Annotated in this window: 25 protein-coding genes; 10 read left to right on the forward strand and 15 right to left on the reverse strand. The window is 63.5% G+C overall.

Annotated features, from left to right (window positions below):
* The first annotated feature begins 1 nt into the window (after window position 1).
* The gene (locus AC2FLM_RS07760; protein WP_234145293.1) at window positions 2–442 is read left to right on the forward strand and encodes a MarR family winged helix-turn-helix transcriptional regulator; all 441 of its coding nucleotides are present in this window, start codon (window positions 2–4) and stop codon (window positions 440–442) included.
* Window positions 443–528: 86 nt separating this feature from the next.
* Here the strand turns inward: AC2FLM_RS07760 and ubiG are convergent, their stop codons facing one another.
* Window positions 529–1,275: a bifunctional 2-polyprenyl-6-hydroxyphenol methylase/3-demethylubiquinol 3-O-methyltransferase UbiG gene (gene ubiG, locus AC2FLM_RS07765; RefSeq protein WP_234139216.1), complete on the reverse strand. Its 747-nt coding sequence runs from the start codon at window positions 1,273–1,275 to the stop codon at window positions 529–531.
* A 49-nt stretch (window positions 1,276–1,324) separates the two neighbouring features.
* On the opposite strand from ubiG, the gene pip reads away from it, so the two are divergent.
* The 6 genes from pip (at window position 1,325) to infB (ending at window position 8,692) form a co-directional block, all read left to right on the forward strand.
* On the forward strand, window positions 1,325–2,305 hold the full coding sequence (gene pip, locus AC2FLM_RS07770) for a prolyl aminopeptidase (RefSeq protein WP_496857009.1): 981 nt from the start codon (window positions 1,325–1,327) through the stop codon (window positions 2,303–2,305).
* Window positions 2,302–3,123: an ABC transporter substrate-binding protein gene (locus tag AC2FLM_RS07775; protein WP_496857011.1), complete on the forward strand. Its 822-nt coding sequence runs from the start codon at window positions 2,302–2,304 to the stop codon at window positions 3,121–3,123. Before pip ends, AC2FLM_RS07775 begins: the two co-directional genes overlap by 4 nt.
* Window positions 3,124–3,280: 157 nt before the next feature.
* The gene (rimP, locus tag AC2FLM_RS07780) at window positions 3,281–3,907 is read left to right on the forward strand and encodes a ribosome maturation factor RimP (RefSeq protein ID WP_234145296.1); all 627 of its coding nucleotides are present in this window, start codon (window positions 3,281–3,283) and stop codon (window positions 3,905–3,907) included.
* The gene (nusA, locus tag AC2FLM_RS07785; RefSeq protein ID WP_496857013.1) at window positions 3,907–5,532 is read left to right on the forward strand and encodes a transcription termination factor NusA; all 1,626 of its coding nucleotides are present in this window, start codon (window positions 3,907–3,909) and stop codon (window positions 5,530–5,532) included. Before rimP ends, nusA begins: the two co-directional genes overlap by 1 nt.
* A gap of 23 nt (window positions 5,533–5,555) precedes the next feature.
* Window positions 5,556–6,179 (forward strand): RNA-binding protein, encoded by a 624-nt coding sequence (locus AC2FLM_RS07790; protein WP_234169307.1) that lies wholly within the window; start codon window positions 5,556–5,558, stop codon window positions 6,177–6,179.
* Window positions 6,180–6,187: 8 nt separating this feature from the next.
* Complete coding sequence (gene infB / locus AC2FLM_RS07795) at window positions 6,188–8,692, forward strand: translation initiation factor IF-2 (protein ID WP_234220791.1); 2,505 nt, start codon at window positions 6,188–6,190, stop codon at window positions 8,690–8,692.
* A gap of 485 nt (window positions 8,693–9,177) precedes the next feature.
* Here infB and mutT read toward each other — a convergent pair whose 3' ends face one another.
* The 3 genes from mutT to AC2FLM_RS07810 are packed head-to-tail and all read right to left on the reverse strand — an operon-like array spanning window position 9,178 to window position 11,658.
* A complete protein-coding gene (gene mutT / locus AC2FLM_RS07800) occupies window positions 9,178–9,576 on the reverse strand; it encodes an 8-oxo-dGTP diphosphatase MutT (protein WP_496857016.1) in 399 nt (132 codons plus the stop codon).
* Window positions 9,573–10,799 (reverse strand): bifunctional glutamate N-acetyltransferase/amino-acid acetyltransferase ArgJ, encoded by a 1,227-nt coding sequence (gene argJ / locus AC2FLM_RS07805; RefSeq protein WP_496857018.1) that lies wholly within the window; start codon window positions 10,797–10,799, stop codon window positions 9,573–9,575. The genes mutT and argJ overlap by 4 nt, the downstream gene beginning before the upstream one ends.
* Window positions 10,800–10,806: 7 nt before the next feature.
* The gene (locus tag AC2FLM_RS07810; RefSeq protein ID WP_496857020.1) at window positions 10,807–11,658 is read right to left on the reverse strand and encodes a peptidylprolyl isomerase; all 852 of its coding nucleotides are present in this window, start codon (window positions 11,656–11,658) and stop codon (window positions 10,807–10,809) included.
* 173 nt (window positions 11,659–11,831) lie between these two features.
* Here AC2FLM_RS07810 and secA point away from each other — a divergent pair, with 173 nt between their 5' ends.
* The 3 genes from secA to AC2FLM_RS07825 all read left to right on the forward strand — a co-directional run bounded on the left by secA (window position 11,832) and on the right by AC2FLM_RS07825 (window position 17,204).
* Window positions 11,832–14,537, forward strand: coding sequence for a preprotein translocase subunit SecA (secA, locus tag AC2FLM_RS07815; protein ID WP_496857022.1), 2,706 nt, complete (start codon window positions 11,832–11,834; stop codon window positions 14,535–14,537).
* A 92-nt stretch (window positions 14,538–14,629) separates the two neighbouring features.
* Window positions 14,630–15,622, forward strand: a complete 993-nt coding sequence (locus AC2FLM_RS07820; protein ID WP_496857024.1) for a hypothetical protein — start codon at window positions 14,630–14,632, stop codon at window positions 15,620–15,622.
* A 25-nt stretch (window positions 15,623–15,647) separates the two neighbouring features.
* Window positions 15,648–17,204: a phosphate ABC transporter substrate-binding/OmpA family protein gene (locus tag AC2FLM_RS07825; RefSeq protein ID WP_496857026.1), complete on the forward strand. Its 1,557-nt coding sequence runs from the start codon at window positions 15,648–15,650 to the stop codon at window positions 17,202–17,204.
* Window positions 17,205–17,269: 65 nt separating this feature from the next.
* On the opposite strand, the gene radC is transcribed toward AC2FLM_RS07825, so the two are convergent.
* The 11 genes from radC to thiD are packed head-to-tail and all read right to left on the reverse strand — an operon-like array spanning window position 17,270 to window position 25,422.
* Window positions 17,270–18,025 carry a RadC family protein gene (gene radC / locus AC2FLM_RS07830; protein ID WP_496857028.1) on the reverse strand — a complete coding sequence of 252 codons (756 nt, stop codon included), beginning with the start codon at window positions 18,023–18,025 and terminating at the stop codon, window positions 17,270–17,272.
* A gap of 36 nt (window positions 18,026–18,061) precedes the next feature.
* On the reverse strand, window positions 18,062–18,796 hold the full coding sequence (locus AC2FLM_RS07835) for an ABC transporter permease (RefSeq protein ID WP_496857030.1): 735 nt from the start codon (window positions 18,794–18,796) through the stop codon (window positions 18,062–18,064).
* Window positions 18,793–19,521, reverse strand: coding sequence for an ABC transporter ATP-binding protein (locus AC2FLM_RS07840; protein WP_496857032.1), 729 nt, complete (start codon window positions 19,519–19,521; stop codon window positions 18,793–18,795). Before AC2FLM_RS07840 ends, AC2FLM_RS07835 begins: the two co-directional genes overlap by 4 nt.
* Window positions 19,518–20,198: a thiaminase II gene (tenA, locus tag AC2FLM_RS07845; RefSeq protein ID WP_496857034.1), complete on the reverse strand. Its 681-nt coding sequence runs from the start codon at window positions 20,196–20,198 to the stop codon at window positions 19,518–19,520. The genes AC2FLM_RS07840 and tenA overlap by 4 nt, the downstream gene beginning before the upstream one ends.
* Window positions 20,195–21,130, reverse strand: a complete 936-nt coding sequence (locus AC2FLM_RS07850; protein ID WP_496857036.1) for an ABC transporter substrate-binding protein — start codon at window positions 21,128–21,130, stop codon at window positions 20,195–20,197. The genes tenA and AC2FLM_RS07850 overlap by 4 nt, the downstream gene beginning before the upstream one ends.
* 13 nt (window positions 21,131–21,143) lie before the next feature.
* Entirely contained in the window at window positions 21,144–22,109 is a 966-nt protein-coding gene (locus AC2FLM_RS07855; protein WP_496857038.1) for a ThiF family adenylyltransferase, read from the reverse strand.
* Entirely contained in the window at window positions 22,106–22,702 is a 597-nt protein-coding gene (locus AC2FLM_RS07860; RefSeq protein ID WP_496857040.1) for a thiamine phosphate synthase, read from the reverse strand. Before AC2FLM_RS07860 ends, AC2FLM_RS07855 begins: the two co-directional genes overlap by 4 nt.
* Window positions 22,699–23,463: a thiazole synthase gene (locus AC2FLM_RS07865; RefSeq protein WP_496857042.1), complete on the reverse strand. Its 765-nt coding sequence runs from the start codon at window positions 23,461–23,463 to the stop codon at window positions 22,699–22,701. The genes AC2FLM_RS07860 and AC2FLM_RS07865 overlap by 4 nt, the downstream gene beginning before the upstream one ends.
* 3 nt (window positions 23,464–23,466) lie before the next feature.
* Window positions 23,467–23,661: a sulfur carrier protein ThiS gene (gene thiS, locus AC2FLM_RS07870; protein WP_496857044.1), complete on the reverse strand. Its 195-nt coding sequence runs from the start codon at window positions 23,659–23,661 to the stop codon at window positions 23,467–23,469.
* On the reverse strand, window positions 23,645–24,622 hold the full coding sequence (locus AC2FLM_RS07875) for an FAD-dependent oxidoreductase (protein ID WP_496857046.1): 978 nt from the start codon (window positions 24,620–24,622) through the stop codon (window positions 23,645–23,647). Before AC2FLM_RS07875 ends, thiS begins: the two co-directional genes overlap by 17 nt.
* Complete coding sequence (thiD, locus tag AC2FLM_RS07880; protein WP_496857048.1) at window positions 24,619–25,422, reverse strand: bifunctional hydroxymethylpyrimidine kinase/phosphomethylpyrimidine kinase; 804 nt, start codon at window positions 25,420–25,422, stop codon at window positions 24,619–24,621. Before thiD ends, AC2FLM_RS07875 begins: the two co-directional genes overlap by 4 nt.
* Window positions 25,423–25,447 lie beyond the last annotated feature (25 nt).

Below are 25,447 nucleotides of genomic sequence, written 5' to 3' on the forward strand. Positions count from 1 at the left end.
GATGGCTGACGATATCCACACCCTGGCGGTCTCGCTGTTCAGCGAGATCCTGACTGCAGACCAACTGTTGCGCAACCGGCTCAGCCGGGTGCTTCCCAAAGGTATGGAAATCTCGCATTTTTCGGTCCTGAACCATCTGGTCTTTGTCGGAGATGAGCGCACCCCGGCACAGCTGGCCAGCACGTTTCACGTGACCAGGGGGGCGATGACCAATACGCTCGCCAAGCTGGAATGGGCCGGGTATATCCATATCCGCCCGGACTGGGACGATGCCCGGCGCAAGATGGTGGCGATCAGCCCGGCGGGACGGCAGGCGCGCGATCAGGCAATCTCGATGATTGCGCCGCTGATCGATCATGTGGTGGGCGAACTGGGCACCGAGCGGGTACGACTCGCCCTTCCGGTGCTGCGTGATCTGCGGATCAAACTGGAAAACAACTGAACCGGAACCAAACCGGAAATCAAAGATTTCCGGCCAGGAAAATTCTCAATTTTCCTGGCCGTTTTCCGTATCGGAAAACGGCGCGCCTAGCGCGGTCGCAGGCTGGCGGTCACGTAGTTCACGCTCAGATCGCGATCCGAGATAGACCACTGCCACGAGATCGGATTGAACACGAATCCCTTGCGATCCACCGGATCCAGCCCCGCCTGCCGCAGCAGGTCGAACAATTCATCCGGGGTGATGAATTTAGACCATTCATGCGTTCCCCGCGGCAACCAACGCATCACCACCTCGGCCCCCAGGATCGCCATCGCATAGGATTTGGGATTGCGATTGATTGTCGAGCAGATCTGCAGGCCGCCCGGTTTCAACAGATCATGGGTCGCCCGTAAATAGGAGAGCGGATCGGCCACATGCTCGACCACCTCCATGTTCAGCACCACGTCGAACAGCTCGCCCGCCTCGGCCAACGCCTCGGCTGTGGTGTGGCGATAGTCAACCTCCAGGCCCGACTGTTCCGCATGGATGCGCGCTACCGGCAGATTGCCTTCGGCGGCATCTGCTCCAACCACCTCGGCCCCCAGCCTTGCCATCGGTTCGCTCAGTAGCCCGCCACCACAACCGATATCGAGCAGCCGCAATCCGGCAAAGGGTTGGTGCCCGGTCAGGTCCCGGTCGAATTCGCCGGCAATCTGCCGGGTGATATAGTCCAGGCGGCAGGGGTTGAGCATATGCAGCGGTTTGAACTTGCCATGCGGATCCCACCATTCGGCGGCCATCGCCTCGAATTTCGCGATCTCTGACGGGTCGACCGTGTTCGGATGCGCTTGCATTCCTGTCTCCGTGTGCTCTTTTACCCATTGCGGACTATATAGGCCTGTAATGGACAAATACCCGGACCAAAAGCGCGCAATGCAATATCTCTATCCGCCGCTCGACCCGTTCGACCAGCGGATGCTGGATGTTGGTCAGGGTCACCACATATACGTCGAGCAAAGTGGCAATCCCCGCGGGATCCCTGTCGTGGTTCTACATGGCGGTCCGGGCGGTGGATGCAGCCCGGCGATGCGGCGCTATTTCGATCCTGCGGTCTACCGGGTGATTCTTTTCGACCAGCGCGGTTGTGGCCGGTCGCGGCCGCATGCCTCGGTCACCGACAACACCACCTGGCATCTGGTCGCCGATATCGAACGCATCCGAAAGGCGCTGGAGATCGACAGCTGGATCGCCTTTGGAGGCAGTTGGGGCGCGACCCTGGCACTGGTCTATGCCCAGACCCACCCCGACCGCGTTACCCGGCTGGTGCTGCGCGGCGTGTTCCTGATGACCCGGGCCGAGCTTGACTGGTTCTATGGCGGCGGCGCCGGGCGGTTCTGGCCGGAACCCTGGTCGCGCTTTGCCGCGCTGATCCCGGAAAATGAACGCGGCGACATGATTTTCGCCTATCACAAGCGCCTGTTCTCGGGGGATATGGCGCAAGAGATCCGCTATGCCCGCGCGTGGTCGGCTTGGGAGAATGCGCTTGCCTCGATCCACTCCAACGGCACCACGGGCGAAAGTCCCGGCGATTATGCCCGTGCCTTTGCCCGGCTCGAGAATCACTATTTCATCAACGACGGCTTCCTGGAATTCGACGGCCAGATCCTCGCCAATATGGGGCGCATCTCGCATATCCCCGGCCATATCGTGCAGGGGCGCTATGACATGATCTGCCCACCCAGTTCGGCCTGGAAGCTCAGCGAGCTATGGCCCAGTTGCGAACTTCGGATGATCCGCAATGCCGGCCACGCCCTGTCCGAACCGGGCATCAGCGCCGAGCTGGTGCGGATCATGGACGGCATCGCACAGGAGGCCGACGCATGACCCGGATCGACCGCCGCGCGCTGTTCGCCTCGGGTGCCGCTGCCGCACTCCTCGCCTCGGCGGGCATGTCGCTGGCCGACCGGCCCCGGGAGGGGGGCACCCTGCGTCTGGCGGTACCGCGAGACGACAGCCTGGAACGGATCGCGCGCGGTGCCGTGTTCGATACCCTGACCGAGATCGCGCCCGACGGCACCCTCAGGGGAGAGCTGGCGACCGGCTGGCAACCCGACGACAGCGCCCGGGTCTGGAGCTTTGATCTGCGCGACGACGTCACCTTTCACGATGGCACGCGGTTCTCGGCCAGCGATGCCGCGGCGTCGCTGGCCGAAATCGGCCTGGCCGAGGCGCTTGGCCCCACGCGGCTGCGGCTGGAACTGGCCGAAGCCGATCCCGGCCTGCCCCTCCGGCTGGCCGATATCCGCTTTGCCATCACCCGCTCGGGTGGGGCGGTGACGCCGCTGGAACAGGCCAACGGCACCGGTTGTTACCGGGTCGAACGGGCGCAGGACGGGCGGCATTTCCTGGGCCGCAAGGTTTCCGATCACTACAAGCAGGGTCAGGCCGGATGGGCCGACATGGTCGAGGTGATCGTGATCCCCGACCCCGCCGTCCGGGCCGAGGCGCTGCGCGACGGCTATGTCGATGTCGCCGCCCTGCCCCTGCCCGACGGGCTGCGCGACCGCACCCGGTTCCGCTATCACCCCTCCGAGGACGACATGGCGCTCGCCGCCGCCGTCTCGGTCGGCCTGCCGCGCCAGATCGGCAGCCGTAGTCCGCTGGACGATGGCCGCATCGCGGAACGCTGGTGGGTGGGGTAATCCAGCTTTCGAATCCCACCCCCTTGCAGACTCACCCCATCCCGCGTATACGCCTTGACAACAGCGGCGCGTCGGGCACTGGCCTGGGGTTCCACCGGAATAGATCGACGGGCCGCGCGCCCGTTTTTTTGTGCCCGGAGCTTGGGTAAGACACGAGATGACCAACAACCTGATAGCAAAGGCCGCCATCGACCGGCGCCTGGCCGAGATCGTCAGCCCCGTTATCGCGGATCTGGGATACGAGCTGGTGCGCATTCGACTGATGAGCGGCAAGAGCACCACGCTTCAGATCATGGCCGACAAGCCCGATGGCGGTATCGAGGTGGACGATTGCGCCGCTATCTCGAACGCGGTCAGCGCCACGCTGGATGTCGAGGATCCGATTCTGGATGCCTATACGCTCGAAGTGTCGAGCCCGGGCATCGACCGGCCGCTGACCCGGCTCAAGGATTTCGAGATGTTCGAAGGCTACGAGGCCAAGATCGAAACGACCGAGTTGATCGACGGCCGCCGCCGGTTCAAGGGTGAACTGGCCGGTGTCGAGGGCAACGAGGTGCTGATCAACATCGACCAGAATGGCGAAACGGTGACCATCGGCCTGGAATTCGACTGGCTGAGCGATGCCAAGCTGGTTCTGACCGACGACCTGATCAAGGAAATGCTGCGCCAGCGTAAGGCCGCCGGCGTTCTGAACGAAGACCAATTCGACGAAATCGTAGAGGAAGCGCCCGAAACGGGCGCCACGACCATGGCCCGCGACGGGTCCGAAGAGGAGACGAAGTAATGGCAATCACCTCTGCAAACCAGCTTGAGCTGCTGCAAACCGCCGAGGCCGTGGCCCGTGAAAAGATGATCGACCCCGGTCTGGTGGTCGAGGCTATGGAAGAATCCCTCGCCCGCGCGGCCAAGAGCCGCTATGGCGCCGAGATGGACATCCGCGTCCATATCGACCGCAAGACCGGCAAGGCGACCTTTACCCGTGTTCGCACCGTCGTCGCCGATGACGAACTGGAAAACTACCAGGCCGAGTTCACCGTCGAACAGGCCAAGCAGTACATGGAAAACCCGCAGATCGGCGATACTTTCGTCGAAGAGGTGCCCCCGGTCGAGATGGGCCGCATCGCCGCGCAATCCGCCAAGCAGGTGATCCTGCAAAAGGTGCGCGAAGCCGAGCGGGATCGTCAGTACGAAGAATTCAAGGACCGCGCCGGCACCATCATCAACGGCCTCGTCAAGCGCGAGGAATACGGCAACGTCATCGTCGATGTGGGCGCGGGCGAGGCGATCCTGCGCCGCAACGAGAAGATCGGCCGCGAAAGCTATCGCCCCAACGACCGTATCCGCTGCTACATCAAGGACGTACGCCGCGAGCCGCGCGGCCCGCAGATCTTCCTGTCACGCACCGCGCCCGAGTTCATGGCCGAGCTGTTCAAGATGGAAGTGCCGGAAATCTATGACGGCATCATCGAGATCAAGGCCGTGGCCCGCGACCCCGGTTCGCGCGCCAAGATCGCCGTGATCTCTTACGACGGCTCGATCGACCCGGTCGGCGCCTGCGTCGGTATGCGCGGCAGCCGCGTGCAGGCGGTGGTCAATGAATTGCAGGGCGAAAAGATCGACATCATTCCGTGGAACGAGGATCAGCCGACTTTCCTGGTGAACGCGCTGCAACCGGCCGAGGTGTCGAAGGTGGTGCTGGACGAGGAAGCTGGCAAGATCGAGGTCGTGGTGCCCGAAGAACAGCTGAGCCTGGCCATTGGCCGTCGCGGCCAGAACGTGCGCCTTGCATCGCAGCTGACCGGTCTGGACATTGACATCATGACCGAGGCCGAGGAATCGGCACGCCGTCAGAAGGAATTCGAGAGCCGCACCGCGCTGTTCATGGAAACCCTCGATCTGGACGAGTTCTTTGCCCAGCTGCTAGTCTCCGAAGGCTTCACCAATCTCGAAGAGGTCGCCTATGTCGATCTTGACGAGCTTCTGGTGATCGACGGGGTCGACGAAGGCACCGCCGAAGAGCTTCAGGCCCGTGCCCGCGACTATCTCGAGGCACAGGCCAAGGCGGCGCTGGACAATGCCCGCGCCCTGGGAGCCGAGGACAGCCTTATTGAATTCGAGGGCCTGACACCCCAAATGGTCGAGGCATTGGCCAAGGACGACGTCAAGACGCTGGAAGATTTCGCGACCTGCGCCGACTGGGAACTGGCCGGAGGCTGGACCACGGTCGACGGTCAGCGCGTCAAGGATGACGGTATTCTGGAACCCTTCGACGTTTCGCTGGAAGATGCGCAGGATATGGTGATGACCGCCCGCGTCATGCTGGGCTGGGTCGATCCGACAGAACTCCTCGAAGAGGCGGAAGAGACCGACGAGGGCGAAACCGCAACCGACGAGGAGGCCGAGGCCTGATTACGGGTCGACGGAGATAAAACATGACACGTGGCGGTGCACATAAAGACCGGACCGAAGGTCCCGAACGCAAGTGCATTGCCACGGGCGAGGCACGGCCTAGATACGGGCTTATCCGTTTCGTGGCCGGCCCCGACGGGCAACTGGTGCCCGATATCGCGGGCAAACTGCCCGGACGCGGCACCTATGTGGCCGCAGACCGGGACACGCTGCAAAAGGCCGTGGACAAGAAACTCTTTGCCCGCGGCCTGAAACAGCAGGTGCAGGTGCCCGACGGGCTGGTGGACGAGGTTGAGCGACAACTGGTCCGCCGCGTTGTCGACCTGCTCAGCCTCGCACGAAAATCCGGCGACGCGGTCGCGGGATACGAAAAGGTCAAGACCTGGCTCGACAAGGAAGAGGCGCAGGTCCTGATCCAGGCCTCGGACGGATCGGGCCGAGGCAAGACCAAACTGAGCACGCCGCATTTCGGCAAATACATTGGTTGGCTCACGGCGGATGAATTGGGCATGGCTTTTGGCCGCCAAACAGTGATACATGCGGCGCTGGCCTCTGGTGGACTCGCCAAACGTGTTGTAGAGGAAGCGCAACGCCTTCGTGGAATGCGCAAAACGGATGACGGCGGCAAGGGCCGCGCGGAAGGGTAAGAAGCTTTATGAGCGATACTGACGGCAAAAAGACATTGGGTCTGCGTGGTTCCCGCCCCGGGAACGTGAAACAGAGTTTCAGCCACGGACGGACCAAGAATGTCGTGGTGGAAACCAAGCGCAAGCGCGTGGTGGTCCCCAAGCCCGGCGCCGGAAAGCCGAGCGCCGGTGGTTCTTCGCCGGCCGGAGACCCTTCGCGCCGTCCCGCCGGGATTTCCGACGCCGAGATGGAGCGCCGGCTGAACGCGCTCAAGGCCGCCAAGGCCCGCGAATCCGAAGAAGCCGCGCAGCGCGAGGCCGAGGAGAAGGCGCGCGCCGAAGAGCGTGAGCGCCGCCGGGCCGAGCAAGAGGCCAAGGAGCGCGAACAGCGCGAAGCCGAGCAGCGTGCCCGCGAAAAGGCCGAGGAAGAGGAGCGTCAGCGCCTCGAAGCGGAAGAAGAGGCCAAGCGCGCCGCCGCGCGTGCCGCGGCCGAGCAGGAAGCCCCCAAGCCCGAACGCAGCGCCGAGCGTGCGCCGGCCTCAGCCCGCCCCGACAGCGGCGACAATGCCCGCCGGGTCGACCGCGACCGCGAACGCGAACAGCGCCAGACCCGTGGCAAGGGCCGTCAGGACGGACGCCGCTCGGGCAAGTTGACGCTCAGCCAGGTTACCGACGGTGAGGGCGGACGCCAGAAATCGCTGGCCGCGATGAAGCGCAAGCAGGAACGCGCACGCCAAAAAGCGATGGGCAGCGCCGCCGAGCGTGAAAAGGTGATCCGCGAGGTTCAGTTGCCCGAGGCGATCGTGGTTTCGGAACTGGCGAACCGCATGGCCGAACGCGTGGCCGATGTGGTCAAGGAACTGATGAAGATGGGCATGATGGTCACCCAGAACCAGACCATCGACGCCGACACCGCCGAACTGATCATCGAGGAATTCGGCCACAAGGTGGTCCGGGTTTCGGATTCCGATGTGGAAGACGTCATCTCGGATATCGAGGACAAGGAAGAGGACCTCAAGCCGCGTCCGCCCGTCATCACCATCATGGGCCATGTCGACCACGGGAAAACCTCTCTGCTGGATGCGATCCGCGACGCCAAGGTTGTTGCGGGCGAGGCCGGTGGCATCACCCAGCATATCGGTGCCTATCAGGTCAAAACCGATGGCGGCACAACACTGAGCTTCCTCGATACACCGGGCCACGCGGCCTTTACCTCGATGCGCTCGCGCGGTGCTCAGGTGACCGATATCGTGGTTCTGGTTGTCGCTGCTGATGACGCGGTGATGCCGCAAACCGTCGAGGCGATCAACCACGCCAAGGCCGCCGGTGTGCCGATGATCGTGGCGATCAACAAGATCGACAAACCCGAGGCGAACCCGACCAAGGTGCGCACCGACCTTCTGCAACACGAAGTTGTGGTTGAGGCGATGTCGGGCGAAGTGCAGGATGTCGAGGTTTCGGCCAAGACTGGCGAAGGTCTGGACGAGCTGCTCGAAGCGATCGCGCTGCAGGCCGAGATCCTGGAGCTGAAGGCCAATCCCGACCGCCCGGCACAGGGTGCGGTGATCGAAGCACAGCTGGATGTGGGCCGTGGCCCGGTAGCGACCGTTCTGATCCAGAAGGGCACGCTGCGCCAGGGCGACATCTTTGTCGTGGGTGAGCAGTACGGCAAGGTCCGCGCCCTGATCAACGACAAGGGTGAGCGCGTCACCGAAGCCGGTCCTTCGGTACCTGTCGAGGTTCTGGGCCTCAACGGCACCCCCGAGGCAGGCGACGTTCTGAACGTGACCTCGACCGAGGCGCAGGCCCGCGAGATCGCGGAATACCGCGCCCAGGTCGCCAAGGACAAGCGCGCCGCCGCCGGTGCCGCCACCACGCTGGAACAGCTGATGGCCAAGGCCAAGGCGGACGAGAACGTGGCCGAGCTGCCGATCCTGGTGAAAGCCGACGTGCAGGGCTCTGCCGAGGCGATCGTTCAGGCGATGGAAAAGATCGGCAACGACGAGGTGCGTGTGCGCGTGCTGCATTCGGGCGTTGGTGCGATCACCGAAACCGATGTGGGCCTCGCCGAGGCTTCCGGCGCGCCGATCATGGGCTTCAACGTCCGGGCGAACGCAAGCGCGCGTAACACCGCCAACCAGAAGGGCGTCGAGATCCGGTATTATTCGGTGATCTACGACCTGGTCGATGACGTCAAAGCGGCCGCAAGCGGCCTGCTGAGCGCCGAAATCCGCGAAAACTTCATCGGCTACGCGAATATCAAAGAGGTCTTCAAGGTCTCCAACGTCGGCAAGGTCGCCGGTTGTCTGGTTACCGAAGGCGTCGCTCGTCGCTCTGCCGGTGTGCGTCTGCTCCGCGACAACGTGGTGATCCACGAAGGCACGCTGAAAACCCTGAAGCGCTTCAAGGACGAAGTCTCCGAAGTGCAGTCGGGCCAGGAATGCGGCATGGCCTTTGAAAACTACGACGATATCCGCCCCGGCGACGTGATCGAAATCTTCGAGCGCGAAGAAGTTACCCGGTCGCTGACCTGATCGGGGACGGATACAGGAACAGAGGGCGGTTCGCGAGGGCCGCCCTTTTTCATTGCCCGAGAGACAGTCGTGACGCGATCAAAAAAAGAGGCAAGAAAAGGCCCCATGCCTCTTCTTGCCCTCAAGACCCGTGTGAGTGGTGGTCTTTAAACTCTCGAACGTCCCGCGTGGCGCTGTGAATTGGTTGCCATGCTGCACACCTGCGCCGGATACCTATCAAGAACGATCCGCCTCCATCCGAAGGCAACCGTCGCATCTGGCGCCGATGTCTGCCACCGGAAACGGGCCATAGACTGCTGTCTGGCTCCGTTGAAACCGGCACGACAGACATACACTATCAGGGGTCGAAAATCACATAAGAATTGATCGAAAAACCGTATTAATAGCGGCACAGCTTACACCATATAGGCTAAATATTTGTTACGAACACCAAATTTGCAAAAAATTACCAAGCGTCAAGATGTGATGACTATGCCAAAAACCTGTCAAAGCCAGTCGCGCAGAATCGGAATCAGCGGGATATCCGCAGGCGGCATCGGATAGTTGCGCAGTTCGCTTGCCCGTACCCATGTCAGCGCCTGCCCTTCGCGAGATTGCGGAATCCCCTCCCACTTGCGGCAGGCAAACAGCGGCATCAGCAGATGAAAATCATCATAGCTGTGGCTGGCAAAGGTCAGTGGCGCCAGGCACGAGGCCCAGGTATTGATCCCCAGTTCCTCGTGCAGCTCGCGGATCAGCGCCAGTTCGGGCGTCTCGCCGGGTTCAACCTTGCCGCCGGGAAACTCCCACAAACCGGCCATCGACTTGCCTTCCGGGCGCTGCGCAAGCAGCACCCGGCCATCCACGTCGATCAGCGCGACGGCGGAAACGAGAACGGTTTTCACGAGCGGTAATCCGCGTTGATCTCGATATATCCGTGGGTCAGATCGCAGGTCCAGACGGTGGACTTGCCTTCGCCAAGGCCCAGATCGACACCAATGACCAACTCCTGCCCCTTCATATAGGCGGCGGCGTCCTCTTCACGGTAACCCGGGCTGACCCAGCCCTTTTCGGCCACCAGGATATCGCCGAACGAGATGCTCAGCAGGTCGCGGTCAGCGGCGGCGCCGGATTTGCCGATCGCCATCACCACCCGGCCCCAGTTCGGGTCTTCGCCCGCTATCGCGGTCTTGACCAGCGGCGAGTTGGCAATCGCCAGACCGTGCACCTTGGCATCGGTATCGCTGACCGCGCCGGTCACCCGGATCTCGACGAACTTGGTGGCACCTTCTCCGTCGCGCACGACCTGCTGGGCCAGGTCCAGCATCACCTCTTCCAGCGCGGCGGCGAATTCGGCGTTTCCACCGGCATCCACACCCGAGGCGCCCGTCGCACACAAAAGAAGCGTGTCCGAGGTCGAGGTGTCGCTGTCCACGGTGATGCAGTTGAAGGTGCGGTCGGTCATTGCCGACAGCATCGCCTGCAACGCGCCCTGTTCGACGCGAGCATCGGTAAAGATGTAAACCAGCATCGTCGCCATGTCGGGGGCGATCATGCCCGAACCCTTGGCGATCCCGGCGATCTTGACCATCTTGCCGTCGATCCCGACGGTCCGGCTGGCGCCCTTGGCAAAGGTGTCGGTGGTCATGATGGCGCGGGCGGCATCCTCCAGCGCGTCGGGGCTGAGCGCCGCATTCAGATCGCCCAGCTTGGCCACAATGCGCTCGTGCTTCATCGGCTCGCCGATCACCCCGGTGGACGAGGTAAAGACCCGCCTGACCGGCACACCTGTCACATTTGCCACCGCCTGCGTCACCTCGGCCACCGAGGTCTGGCCGTAATGGCCTGTAAAGGCGTTGGAGTTGCCTGAATTGACCAGAATCGCGGCCGGTCCGTCGCTGGCCCCGCCGATCTTGGCCTGACAGTCCAGCACCGGTGCCGAGCGGGTGGCCGACCGGGTGAACACCCCCGCAACCGAGGTACCCGGAGCCAACACCGCCAGCATCACATCGGTGCGACCCTGATAGCGCACCCCCGCCGCAATACTGGCCAGCTGCACACCGTCGATGACGGGCAGCGTCGGAAACGCGGCCGGGGCCAGAGGGGAAACCTTGGTGATCTTCGCCATTTCGGCCTTACTCCTGCACCAGTTCCAGCTGCCGCAGCACGCCGGGTTCGATCCCGTTCAGATCGGGCTTTTCAATCTCGCTGTCCTTGGTCAGCTCGGCCAGTCGCGCGTCGATGGCATCCTGCTGAATGCGTCCGGCCAGTTCGTCGCGCACCTCGTCCAGCGCCGGGGCCTCGGACTTGCGCTTGTCATTGAGGATGATCACATGCCAGCCGAACTGGGTCTGCACCGGGTCCGAGATCTGGCCCGCGTTCAGCGCCACGACCGCCTGTTCGAACTCCGGCACCATCGCGCCCGCTCCGAACCAGCCCAGCGCGCCGCCATTGGGCCCGGACGGACCGGTGGATTTCTCCTTGGCGGTGGCGGCGAAATCGGCGCCGTTGTCGAGCAGCTCCTTGACGGCCTTGGCCTCGTCCTTGGACGGGACCAGGATATGCGAGGCATTGTATTCCTCGCCACCGAACCCGTCGGCATATTGCGCGTCATAGGCCGACTGGATCGCCTCGTCGGTGGTGGCGGCGGCCATGATCTCTTCGATGGTCTCACCCGCCAGCAACGAGCGCTCCTCGTTCTCCAGCGACAACACGACCTGTTTTGGGGTCTCACCTGTCTGTTGCTGTTTCAACAGGGTCTGCTGCACCAGCTGGTCCAGAATGCCGTCGAACAACACATTGTCGGGCAGTTGCTGATACTGCTGCGGCAGCAAGGCACGCGCGATGATCATGTGACCCAACGTGATCTCTTCGCCATTGACGCGGGCCACAACCGTGTCCGCCTCGGCCTTTGTCTCGGCCGCCACCGGCAGGGCCAGCACCAGCGCAAGCGCCAGCGATGGCAAGATTGTGAGACCTTTGGGCATTGATTCATCCTATTTCCAGGCCGCAACAGGGCGCGGCGTTGACACTCTGGACCCTGCCGCTTACATCGCTTGAAGCCTTTGACAGGACCGCCTTCACCCCCCGTATCTATGGGTTGCGCGCAAGGCGGACAAGCCTGTCGTAACCATGACAGAACAAATCCGCTGGAGTGCACATGCTGGGACTTGGAACGCTTGCCAAAAAGGTGTTCGGAACGCCGAATGACCGCAAGATCAAGGCAACCCGCCCGGTGGTCGCCCAGATCAACGCGCTGGAAGAGGAATTTGCCAAGCTTACCGACGAGGGGCTGAAGCAAAAGACCGACGAACTGCGCAAACGCGCGCTGGACGGCGAAAGCCTGGATGCGCTCTTGCCCGAGGCGTTTGCCAACTGCCGTGAAGCCGCCAAGCGGGCCCTGGGCCTGCGCGCCTTCGACACCCAGCTGATGGGCGGCATGTTCCTGCATCAGGGCAATATCAGCGAGATGAAGACGGGCGAGGGCAAGACGCTGGTCGCCACCTTTCCCGCCTATCTGAACGCGCTGACCGGCAAGGGCGTGCATGTGGTCACGGTGAACGAATACCTGGCCAAACGCGACTCGGAATGGATGGGCAAGGTGTTCGCCGCGCTGGGCATGACCACCGGCGTGATCTGGTCGGGCCAGCCCGATGACCAGAAGATGGCCGCCTATCAAAGCGACATCACCTATGCCACCAACAACGAGCTTGGCTTTGACTATCTGCGCGACAACATGAAGGGCGAGTTGAGCGAGGTCTATCAGAAGCAGCACAATTTCGCCATCGTGGACGAGGTCGACTCGATCCTGATCGACGAGGCGCGCACGCCGCTGATCATCTCGGGCCCCGCACAGGACCGCTCGGACCTGTATGTCGCCATCGACGCGCTGCTGCCCGCGCTGTCGGACGATCATTTCGAACTGGACGAAAAGACCCGCAACGTCACCTTTACCGACGAGGGCAACGAGTTCCTCGAGGCGCAACTGGTCGCGCGTGGCCTGCTGCCCGAGGGTCAGTCGCTCTATGATCCCGAAAGCACGACCATCGTGCATCACGTCAACCAGGGCCTGCGCGCACACAAGCTGTTCCAGCGCGACAAGGACTACATCGTTCGCGATGGCGAGGTGGTGCTGATCGACGAATTCACCGGCCGCATGATGCCGGGTCGCCGCCTGTCGGACGGTCTGCACCAGGCGATCGAGGCCAAGGAAAACGTACAGATCCAGCCCGAGAACGTGACGCTGGCCAGCGTGACCTTCCAGAACTATTTCCGCCTCTACGACAAGCTTTCGGGCATGACCGGCACCGCCCTGACCGAGGCCGAGGAATTTGCCGAGATCTATGGCCTGGGCGTTGTCGAAGTGCCCACCAACAGGCCGATTGCGCGTAAGGACGAGGACGACCAGGTCTATCGCACCGCGGCCGAGAAATACGCCGCCATGATCGCCGAGACCAAGAAGGCCCATGAGAAGGGCCAGCCTGTTTTGCTCGGCACCACCTCGATCGAAAAATCCGAGATGCTGAGCCAGATGCTGACCAAGGAAGGCATCGAACACAACGTCCTGAACGCCCGCCAGCACGAGCGCGAGGCGCAGATCGTGGCCGAGGCCGGCCGCTATGGCGCGGTGACCATTGCCACCAACATGGCCGGTCGCGGTACCGACATCCAGTTGGGCGGCAATGTCGAGATGAAGGTTCTGGCCGCCTTGGCCGAAAACCCCGATGCCGACCCGGCAGAGCTTCGCGCCGCCGAGGAAGCACGCCACGCTGAGGAAAAGCAAAAGGTACTGGATGCCGGCGGCCTCTATGTGATGGCATCCGAACGGCATGAAAGCCGTCGCATCGACAACCAGCTGCGCGGTCGCTCGGGCCGTCAGGGCGACCCGGGCCGCACTGTGTTCTACCTCAGCCTCGAAGACGACCTGATGCGTATCTTCGGCTCGGAACGGCTGGACAAGGTGTTGACCACGCTGGGCATGAAGGAAGGGGAGGCGATCGTCCACCCCTGGGTGAACAAGTCGCTCGAACGCGCCCAGGCCAAGGTCGAGGGCCGCAACTTCGACATGCGGAAAAACGTGCTGAAATTCGACGACGTGATGAACGATCAGCGCAAGGTGATCTTTAACCAGCGGCGCGAAATCATGGCGACCGAGGAGCTGTCGGATGTGGTCGCAGACATGCGCGAGCAGGTGATCGATGACCTGATCGATCAATACATGCCGCCCAAGACCTATGCCGACCAGTGGGATACCCAAGGCCTTTATGCCGCCGTTATCGAAAAGCTGGGCATCGACGTACCTGTCATCGAATGGGCCGCCGAAGAAGGCGTGGATGACGATGAAATCCGCGAACGCCTGATCAAGGCCTCGGGCGAATACATGGCGCAAAAGGCCGCCGATTTCGGACCCGAGAACATGCGCAACATCGAAAAACAGGTGCTGTTGCAGACCATCGACAGCAAATGGCGCGAGCACCTGCTCAAGCTGGAACACCTGCGCTCGGTCGTGGGATTCCGGGGCTATGCGCAGCGCGATCCGCTGAACGAATACAAGACCGAGAGCTTTCAGCTGTTCGAAGGGTTGCTGGACAGCCTTCGCGAGACCGTCACACAGCAATTGTCCCGCATTCGCATGCTGAGCGAAGAGGAACAACGCCAGATGATGGCGCAGATGATGGCCCAGCAGAATCAGGCCGAACAAGCGGCAGAGCAGGCCGAAGCAGTGGCCGAGGCCAAGGCTTCGGGCGATGCACGCCCCGGCTTTGTCGAGGACGACCCCAGCACATGGGGCAACCCCTCGCGCAACGACCTGTGCCCCTGCGGGTCTGGCAAGAAATTCAAGCATTGCCACGGGCGGCTGGCCTGAGGCCCCGCCACAATGACTCCCCCCGGCGGCCATAAACTGGCCGCCTTCTTTAACGACACTTCTCGTGGACCAATGGGCGATGGAGTGTGGTTATGGCACAACGACGCAAGATTCTGACAGCTGGCGGGACCGTTCTCTGCGCGGCGCTGATCGGGTTCCTGATGCAGCAGAACGCCGCGCGCGAGACGCAGCAGATGGCGGCACGCAAATCGCTTATTCAGCAATCGGTTCTGAAACCGTCGGGTGCGTCAGATGTGGATGACTACGCCTTGTTCGAGCTGAACGCGATCAAGCTTACCTCTGCGCAACCCGCCCTGGAACAGCCCCGCCGCCTGCCGGAACCATCTTTGGAAGGCGCAATGCCCCTTCCAGCGCGGGACATCCTGCTGCCCGACGCGCCAAGCGACCCGGACGAGCCGCAACTGGGCTGTGCGATCACGGCGACTGCCGATCCCGCCCCCATGGCCAGCGTAACTCTCAACGTCAACGCTGCCTGTTACGGTAACCAACGCGTTACGGTACATCACAGCGGCTTGATCTTCACAGATACAACCGACGATGCCGGCAATCTGTCGGTCACTGTCCCGGCGCTGTCCGAAACCGCTGTGTTTGTCGTGGCCTTCCAGAACGGCCGTGGCGCTGTCGCCATGAGCCCCGTAGAGGGGCTCGACCGGATCGACCGGGTCGTGGTGCAATGGTCTGGCGCTGCGGGCTTTCAGCTGCATGCCCGCGAGTTCGGCGCCGGTTATGGCGAGACCGGCCATGTTTGGTCCGAAGCAGCAGCCGGCGGGGTCGGTCAGGTGATCCGGCTGGGTGAACCCGACACGCTGGAGCCGCAACTGGCCGAAATCTACAGCTATCCCACCGGCGAGAGCGACACCGCAGGCACCATCGCCCTATCGATCGAGGCCGAGGTGACAGCCAGCAATTGTGGGCGCGAGATCTCGGCCCAATCGCTGGAACTGCGCGGGACCGGGTCGCTCACAACCCATGATCTGAACATGTCCATGCCAGATTGTTCAGCTGCCGGTGATTTTCTGGTGTTGAATAATCTGGTCGAAGACCTGAAGATCGCCGCCAGGTAATCCGCAGGCAATTTTCAGGTTTCACATGAATTGGCTTCGTGCGGCGGCTTTCGCCGCACTTTCCGTTTTCCCGGCCCTTCCGGCCACCGCTCAGGACATCACCCTCACCTCGCATGATGGCAAGGTCGAGATCAGCGGCAATCTGCTTGGCTTCGACGGAGAATTCTACCGCGTCGAAACCCGGTTCGGCGAACTGACGGTGGACGGATCGGGGGTGACCTGTGATGGCCCGGCTTGCCCCAACCTCACCGATTTCGTGGCGGAACTGGCGCTCAGCGGCTCGTCGACAATGGCCGAGGTGCTGCTGCCCGCACTGATCGAAGGCTTTGCCTTGCGCAACCGCATGCAGACCCGACGCGAGACCGAATCCGAGAGCCGGTTTAGCTATCTTCTGTTCAAGGCAGGCAGCGAACGGCCTCAGGCCCGGTTCACCTTTCGCGTCAGCACCACCGACGAAGGTTTTGCCGACCTGCTGGCCGACGAGGCCGATCTGGTCATGGCCCTGCGCGAGATCCGGCCAGACGAGCGCAGGCGGGCGTTGGAACTGGGCCTGGGCGACATGACCGACAGCAACCGCTCGCGGGTTTTGGCTCTGGATGCGATGGTGCCCGTGGTGGCGCCGGTCAATCCGGTGCGACAGATCTCGGCCCCGCAACTGGCACAGGTCTTTGCCGGCGAGATCGAGAACTGGGCCGAGCTCGGCGGCCCCGATGCCCCCATCGCGCTACACTTGCCGGTCGCAGGCTCGGGACTGGCGCAGGCCGTCGAGGACCGCTTGCTGTTACCAGTCGGCAAAACGCTGCCCGAGACGGTCGCACGCCATGACCGTTCCAGCCTGCTGGCCCGTGCGGTCGCCGTCGATCCGTTTGCCATCGGCATCGCCAGCTATTCCGAAACCGGAACCGCCAGGGCTTTGACCCTGACGGGGGATTGCGGTTTTTCCGTCGCCGCAACCCGGCGCAACATCAAGACCGAGGATTATCCGCTCAATTCGCCCATGTTCCTCTACATGCCCGCGCGCCGCCTGCCCAAACTGGCACGGGAGTTCATGGCCTACATGCGCAGCCCGGCTGCCCAGATCGTGATTCGCCGTGCCGGTTTCGTCGATCAGGCGCCAGAGTTGATCCCCATCGCGGTCCAGGGAAACCGGCTGGCCAATGCCATCGCAGCCGCTGGTGCCGAGGTCCCTCTCACCGAGTTGCAACGACTCGTATCCACGCTGTCTGGGATGCAACGGCTCAGCCTCTCTTTCCGATTCGAGACCGGATCCTCGCGCCCTGATGCGCAGTCGCGGACCAATATCGCACAACTGGCCCAGGAACTTGAAAGCGGTGCCTATGACGCGCGCCAAATGCTCTTTGTCGGGTTCAGCGACGGTGATGGTGCCGCCGAGGGCAACGCCCGCATTGCCCTGAAACGAGCCGAGGCGGTGCGTGACGCGGTGTTGCAGACGGCCGAAACGCTTGACCCGGCGCGGGTTGAGATCTCGGTCGATGCCTTTGGCGAGGCGCTGCCGATGGCCTGCGATGACAGCGACTGGGGCCGTCAGGTCAATCGCCGGGTCGAGGTCTGGGTCAAGTAACCCCTTCATTTCGCCTGAAATACTCCGGGGAAGTCGCGGCCCTGCCGCGACGGGGGCAGCGCCCCCTATAGAAACCCTTCGGAGCGGAAGCTCAACTCGACCGATTTTCCGATGATCAGGTGATCGTGCAGCGTTATCCCCAGCGCCTCACACGCGGCCCGGATCCGCACCGTCATGTCGATATCCGATTGCGACGGTGTCGGGTCTCCTGATGGGTGGTTGTGCACCAGGATCAGCGCCGAGGCGTTCAGTTCCAGCGCCCGCTTGGCCACCTCCCGCGGATAGACCGGCACGTGATCGACCGTCCCGCGCGCCTGTTCCTCGTCCGCGATCAGCACGTTCTTGCGGTCGAGGTAGAAGACCCGGAACTGCTCGGTCTCGCGATGCGCCATGGTGGTGTGGCAGTAATCCAGCAGCGCATCCCAACTGGAAATCACCTGCCGCTGCATCACCCGTGCGCGGGCCATCCGGTGGGCACTGGCTTCCAGTATCTTGAGATCCGTGATCACTGCCTCGCCCACGCCCTTGACCTCGGCCAACCGTTCAACCGATGCGGTCAGCACCCGGTTGAAATCGCCAAACGTATCAAGCAGCAGCCGCGCCAGCGGCTTGACGTCCTGCCTGGGGATCGATCGGAACAGCACCAGCTCCAGCAATTCGTAGTCCGGCAGCGCCGCCGCACCACCGGCCATGAACCGTTCCCGCAAACGCTTGCGATGATCCCGGATATAGGACGGCAACCGCCCCGAGGGCAGCGGCATCTCCGGCGCTTCGTCCATGTCGAACAGCATCGGGGCCTCGGAAAGACCAATCTGGCGCATGGCGATCAGCCTCGCCCCGAATCGGTTTCCGAGAGGTTAACGTTCGCCCGCCATTTGCCGTGTTGCCCGTCGCATCGCCAGATGCAGCAGCACCGACAGCACGCCCAGCGTCAGCATGGCGGCAAACATCAGGTCTGTCTTGGCGCGGCCATTGGCCAGGAGCATCAGGTAGCCCAGCCCCTTTGACGCGCCCACCCATTCCCCGATCACCGCGCCGATCGGCGCATAGACCGCCGCTAGCCGCAGGCCCGAGGCGAGTTGCGGCAGCGCCGCCGGCACCCGGATATGCCAGAGCACCGCGCGCGGGCTGGCCTGCATGGTGCGGGCGAGGTCGAGATATCCCGCAGGCGTCCGCATCAGCCCGTCGAAGAACGCCGCCGTGATCGGGAAATAGATGATCAGCACCGCCATCGCGACCTTGGACCACAGCCCATAGCCCAGCCACAGCGTCAGGATCGGCGCCAGCGCAAAGACCGGCAGCGCCTGGGTAAAGACCAGCATCGGCTGCACCAGTACCCGTGCGATCCGCGAACTGGCCAGCTGCAACGCCGTCGCCACGCCCAGCACCGCGCCACAGGCGAGACCGATCAGAACCTCCAGCGCCGTCACCGCCGTATGCTCGGCGATCAACCAGCGGCTCTGCCACCAGGTTTCGGCCACCAGAGCAGGGCCGGGCAGGATGAATCGCGGCAGGTCGGTCAGGCTGACCACCGCCTGCCAAATCGCCAGCGCAAAAAGGGTCGCGGCCAGAGCCGGGAGCCAGCGTGTCATTCCCCTCCCTCCCGCAGCATCCTGAGCAATACAGCCTGACATTCCAGCGTCGCGACGTCATCCACCGCGCGCGGCATTTCTTCCGTTGGCGGTACGACCGCTGTCAGCCCCCCGGCGGTCATCACCTGGATCGAATGACCCAACCGCGCGGCCTCGGCCGGGTCGTGGGTCACCAACAGCACGGTCCGGCAGGCCAGCAGTTCGGCGGCCAGCTCCTGCATATCGGCGCGGGTCCGGGCATCGAGGGCCGAGAAGGGCTCGTCGAGCAATACAACCGGCTTGTCCTCCATCAAGGTGCGCGCCAATGCCACCCGCTGGCGCTGGCCACCCGAGAGTTCCGCCGGGCGCTTGGCGGCATGGTCTGTCAGGCGCACCCGACGCAGCAGGTCGTCGAGCCGCGCACGGTCCACTTGCTCGCCCCGCAGCCGCGCGCCCAGCGCCACGTTCTGCGCTACACTGGCCCAAGGGAACAACAGATCGTCCTGCGCCATATAGGCCACTCGCGCCTCCACCGGGGAACTATCCGACGCCGTGATCGTGCCGCTGAACTCCGCTCCTGTTTCCAGCCCCGCGATCAGCCGCAACACCGTCGACTTGCCCACACCGGACCCGCCCAAGAGGCAGGTCCATTGCGCCGCTTCCAATGTCAGGGCCAACGGCGCGAACAAAGACCCACCGTCGATGCTGGCGCTGCCGGCAACAGTTATCGCGGGTGCCGGGGTCACGGGGTAAGCCCCATCTGCCAGAAACCGACCTCGAGTTCCGTTGCGGTGCAGAAGGTCCGACACAGACGTTCCCATCGCGGCGAGGCCTCGAAATCTGCGCCAATACGCCTTGTTAGAGCCTGATCCATCAACTCACCCGCAGCCTTGCAAGCCGCTTGATACTCGGCCCCGGCATAGGTGTCGATCCAATCCCTGTAACGATCACTCGTCGCCTCTGCCGCCAGCCGTGTGCCGATCTCGCCATAGCCCATGACACAGGGCGCCAGCGCAGCCAGCAGATCGGCCAGATCACCGCTATACCCGGCCTCGAGCACAAAGCGGGTATAGGCGAGGTTTTCGGGCCGCTCGGGGGTGGCAAACAGCGCGTCCTTCGAGATCCCCGCCGCCTCGCACACCCCGATATGGAGCTGCATCTCCTCGGCCACCAAGGCGTTGACGGTACCAACGGCGGCCAGCATCTCGGCATGGGTCTGGCCCTTGACCACCGCCAGCGCCCAGGCGCGCGCGAAATGGATCAGGAACACGTAATCCTGCCGCAGATAATGCAGGAAAGCATCGTGCGGGAGGCTGCCATCCTTGATCCCTTCGACAAAGGCGTGGCGGGTATAATCCCGCCACGGCTGGCCAGCCGCCGCACGCATCAGGCCAAAGGCGTGGCCATAATCCGGCGCGCTCATTCAGCGGTCACGTCGATGGTGATGGCCGAGACCGGATTGACGCTGTCGATCAGGCCGGTGTCCTTCAGAAACGCCTCGAACCGGGCATAGCGGCCCGCGTCGAACCCGGCGGGACGCAGGGCAAAGCGCGGCAGCGTATCGACCCAGGCGCGCTTGTTCAGTTCGTCCTGCAATTCGGGCGAGGTGGCGGCGAAGATCTCCCAGCTGGCCTGCGGGTTGTTGACGATGAACTGCGTCGCCTTCTCGGTCGCCTCAAGGAAGCGCGCGATCTTGTCGGCATCCATCCGGTCGGGGTTGGCGACGTAGATCAGCTCGTCATAGGACGGCACGCCCTCTTCCTCGATATAAAAGCAGCGGCCCGGTTCGCCTTCGATATCCATCTGATTCAACTCGAAGTTCCGATAAGCACCGATCACCGCGTCGACCTGCCCACTCATCAGCGCGGGCGAGAGCGAGAAATTGACGTTGATCATCTCGACATCGCTCAGGGCAACACCGTATTTGCCCAGAACCGTGGTCAGGATCGCCTCTTCGACGCCCGCGACAGAGAAGCCGATTTTCTTGCCCTTGAGGTCAGTGGGCGATTTGATTGGGCCGTCTTCCAGCACCAGAAGGCAGTTGAGCGGCGTGGCGACCAGTGTGCCCACGCGCTTGAGCGGCAGCCCCTCGTGGATTTGCAGGTGCAGTTGCGGCTGATAGCTGACCGCCAGATCGGCCTGACCTGCGGCCACCAGACGCGGCGGCGCGGAGGGGTCGGCAGGGGCCACGATTTCCACGGTTAGACCCTGTTCCGCGAAATATCCCTTTTCCTGTGCCACGATGATCGGGCCGTGATCGGGGTTGATGAACCAATCGAGCAGCAGGGTCATCTTGTCCTGCGCCAGGGCTGGCGTGGCGGCCAGCAGCGCCAATGCGGTTACCAAATGTTTCATGTCGCGTTTCCTTTCATGTTGTGGCAGCCGCGACGAGGACGATCTCGCCGGGCCAATCCGGTTGCAACTGTTCCGCAGCGCGCCAGGCCCGGAGGCCGGTGGCGCAGCACAGAACCAGTCGTTTTTCTTGGTTAGTGTCTGTTATTTCGATCTCGGATGTCGTCATGCGGCGGGCAGACGGGTGCGCTGGATGGGGTGCTTCGGACTCGCTGCGCAACTCGATGACGAGGTCATCGGCGGTCAGGCTCGAGGGCGCCACAAAACGGAAGGCGGTCTCTGGTTCCGGTGCGTGATCAAATCGGAACGCGCTATTGCGCCAGGTTTGCGCGTCGATCTGCACCATCTGGCCAAGCGGCGAAGGTTCCAGCCCGAGAAGCGCCGAAAGCGTCATTTGCGCCTGTATAGAGCCTAGTATTGAGACAACCGGCCCCAGCACGCCGGCGGTTGCGCAGCTTGCCGAGCTGTCCGGTGCCTCGGGGAAGACCGCGCGCAGGCTGGGCGCGCCGCCGCAGAAACCACCGGCATAGCCGCTCAGCCCCAGAACCGAGGCGCTGATCAGCGGTTTGCCCAGCGCCAGACAGGTATCGCTGAGAAGATAGCTGGCAGCATAGCTGTCGGCGCAATCCAGCACCAGATCGACATCCCGACAGGCCCCGATCACGTTTTCCGGGGTGATTGACCGTTTTGTCCCGGTCAGGACAATCCCGGAATTGAGCGCGCGGCAGCGTTCGGCGGCGACCTCGGCCTTGGCCCGGCCGACATCATCCTCGGTGAACAGCGTCTGCCGGTGCAGGTTCGACAGCTCGATCAAGTCGCCGTCGAAGATGTCGATCTGCCCGACCCCTGCCCCGGCAAGCAGTGGCAGCTCCGAGGCCGCGAGGCCCCCGGCCCCGACCACCAGCACGCGGGCGGCGGCAAGCCGGGCCTGGCCCTCGGCCCCGACCTGCGGCAGCATCATCTGGCGGGCATAACGGCTCATCTGGTCGCCTCGATCCACTGGCGCGCGCGTGCCTCGGGGTCGGCATTCAAGGTGATGTCGGTGACGACCGAGACGATATCGGCACCGGCGGCAAGCACACCCGGCGCGCGCTCGACGCTCATGCCGCCGATACCGACCAGCGGGATGGCACCGACACGCGTCTTCCACTCGGTGACGCGCGGCAGGCCCTGTTGGTGCCATTTCATCTGTTTCAGGATGGTCGGATAGACCGGGCCAAGCGCCACATAGTCGGGATCCATGCTCAGCACCCGCTCCAACTCGTCATCGTCATGAGTGGAGACGCCCAGCCGCAGACCCGCCTTGCGGATCGCGGGCAAATCGGCCTGATCCAGATCCTCTTGCCCCAAGTGCAGCCAGTCGCAGCCCGCGTCGATGGCGGCCTGCCAATAGTCGTTGACCACCAGCACCGCGCCATGCGCGCGGCAAAGGTCGCGCGCGGTGGCAATCTCGGCGCGGATCACCGCGTCGGGCTGATCCTTGATCCTCAGTTGCACCAGCTTGACCCCCAACGGCAGCATCCGGCGCAGCCAGTCGGTATGGTCGAAGATCGGATAGAACCGGTCGAGCGTCATGACAGGAAGGCCTTTCCTATGACTGGGGTCGAGGCGCTGGCCATATCGCGCGCCTCGATCGGATCGGCGCGATGCGCCAGTTGCCCGGCCTGAATGGCCAGAGCCATGGCGCGCGCCATCTCTACCGGGTCGCCCGCACGGGCCACGGCGGTGTTGAGCAGAACCGCGTCATAGCCAAGCTCCATCGCGCGGGCGGCATGGCTGGGCAGGCCGATGCCCGCATCTACCACCAGCGGAGTGTCGGGAAACTCGGCCCGCATGGCGCGCAGCGCGTATTCGTTGTTCAGCCCCCGGCCCGAACCGATGGGCGCGCCCCAGGGCATCAGTACCTCGCACCCCGCCGCCAACAGCCGTTCGCCGACGATCAGGTCGTCGGTGGTGTACGGGAACACCTGAAACCCATCCTCGGTCAGGATGCGCGCGGCCTCGACCAGGCCGAAGACATCCGGTTGCAGGCTGTCGGTATGGCCGATCAATTCCAGCTTGATCCAGGGCGTGCCGAACACCTCGCGCGCCATATGGGCGGTGGTCACCGCCTCTTTCACCGTGTGGCAGCCAGCGGTGTTGGGCAGGATCAGCACACCCAGATCGCGGATCATCGACCAGAATGTCTGCCCCGCCCCGGATTCCCGCCGCAGCGACACGGTGGCCACCCCGGCCCCGCTGGCGCGGAACGCCTGTTCCAGGATCGCGGGGCTGGGATATTGCGCGGTGCCCAGCATCAGCGGGTTCGGCAATTCGGTTCCGTAAAAGGCGCGCATGTTTCAACCCCCTTGCATGGGCGCGAGCACCTCGACCCGGTCGCCATCGTTCAGCCGGTGCCCGTCGCGCAGGAGCGCGGGCACAAAGCTTTCATTCACCGCCGTGGCCACCCGGCCCGACAGACCGCATTCCACCAGCAGCGCGGCCAGGGTTTCGGCCTCGACCTCGCGCGGTTCGCCGTTAAGCACGATCTTCATCAACCAACTCCGTATGTGTGTTGTTTAGCGCCAGGTCGGCCACCCCCTGTGCAAGCGCGGGCGCCAGCAGGTAGCCGTGGCGATAAAGGCCATTGGCATAGATCGTCTGCCCCAGCCGCCGGATGCGCGGCAGGTTGTCGGGAAAGGCCGGGCGCAGATCGACGCCGATTTCCAGCACCTCGGTCTCGCCAAAGGCGGGGTTCAGGGCATAGGCGGCGCTAAGGAGTTCCAGCATCGAGCGCACGGTGATGCGACCGCTGTCCTCACTCTCAATCATCGTAGCACCCAGCATGTAGACATGGTCGCTGCGCGGCACGACATAGAGCGGCATGCGCGGGTGCAACAGGCGAATGGGCCGTGTTAGAGCCACATCTGGCGCACGAATGACCAGCATCTCGCCCTTGACGCCACGCAGGTCATGCAGGACCTCGCGCGCGTGCAGGCCACGACAGTCGATGGCATTCTTCAGCCCGGCGGGGGCGGGTTTGCGGTGAAACTGGACCCCCTTGTCAGTGAGGCCGCGATAGAGGTCCGAGAGCGCGCGACGCGGGTCCAGATGCGCCTCGTTCGGGAAATGGAGGCCCTTGGAGAAGGCGGTCAGATCAGGCTCTAATTGAATGATTTCTGCTTGGATAACTTCGGTAAACCCTTCCGTCCGGCGGGCAAAGCGGCGCAGGTCCGGCAGGTCGCGCGGATTGGCCACCACCAGGGTGCCGCGCCGGGTGACCGTGGTGTGCTGCGCCCACCATGCGATGGCCTGCTGGCCCAGCCGCAAGATAGGCTCCTCGGCGTTTTCGTACTCGCACCAGGGCGCCAGCATACCGCCCGCCCACCAGCTGCACCCATGTGGGCCGGGTGGACCGGAGGGGTCGAACACCTGCACCTGTGCGCCGCGCGCGGCCAGTTCGGTCGCCACCGCCAACCCAGCAACGCCTGCACCTATGACCGACCAGAGCGTCATGCGGGCCATACTCGATGGAAATGATGCACCGGGCCGTGGCCTTGGCCCACGTGCAGATCGTCGGCGGCAATAATCGCGCCTTGCAGATAGGTATGCGCCTCTTGCACCGCGCTTTTCAGGGTCAGCCCCTTGGCAAGACCGGCGGCAATCGCCGAACTCAGCGTACAGCCGGTGCCATGCGTGTTCTTGGTTGCCCGGCGTGGCGCGGTGAACTCGGCCAACACGCCTTCAGGCCCCACCAGAAGATCATGACAGATCGCCCCGCTGGCATGCCCACCCTTCATCAAGACCGTATCCGCGCCCAATGCGACCAGGGCGCGACCTTGAGCGGTTACCTCGTTCAAGGACCCGGCGTCATTGGTCTCCAGCAAGCACGCCGCTTCAGGCAGATTTGGGGTCAACACCGATGCGCGCGGCACAAGCAGACGCCGGAGCGCCCCGATTGCCTCTGCCGCCAGCAACGCGTCACCCGATTTCGCAACCATGACCGGATCCAGCACGATTGGCCCGTCAAACCCGGCGATGGCATCGGCCACGACCCCGATGATCTCGGGTGTCGCCAGCATGCCGATCTTGATCGCCTTCACGTCAAGATCGCCCAGAACCGCGTCGATCTGCGCCCGGATCACTTGCGTTGGGATACCATGCACCGCCGTCACCGCGCAGGTGTTCTGCGCTGTCACCGCCGTGATCACCGAGGCGCCATAAACGCCCAGCGCCGACATCGCCTTCAGATCGGCCTGGATCCCCGCGCCGCCGCCGCTATCGGATCCCGCTATTGTCAGCGCAATCGCTGCCATTTCCGCTACTCCGGTTCAGGGGCAA

The organism is Ruegeria sp. SAZD011, assembly GCF_059612545.1.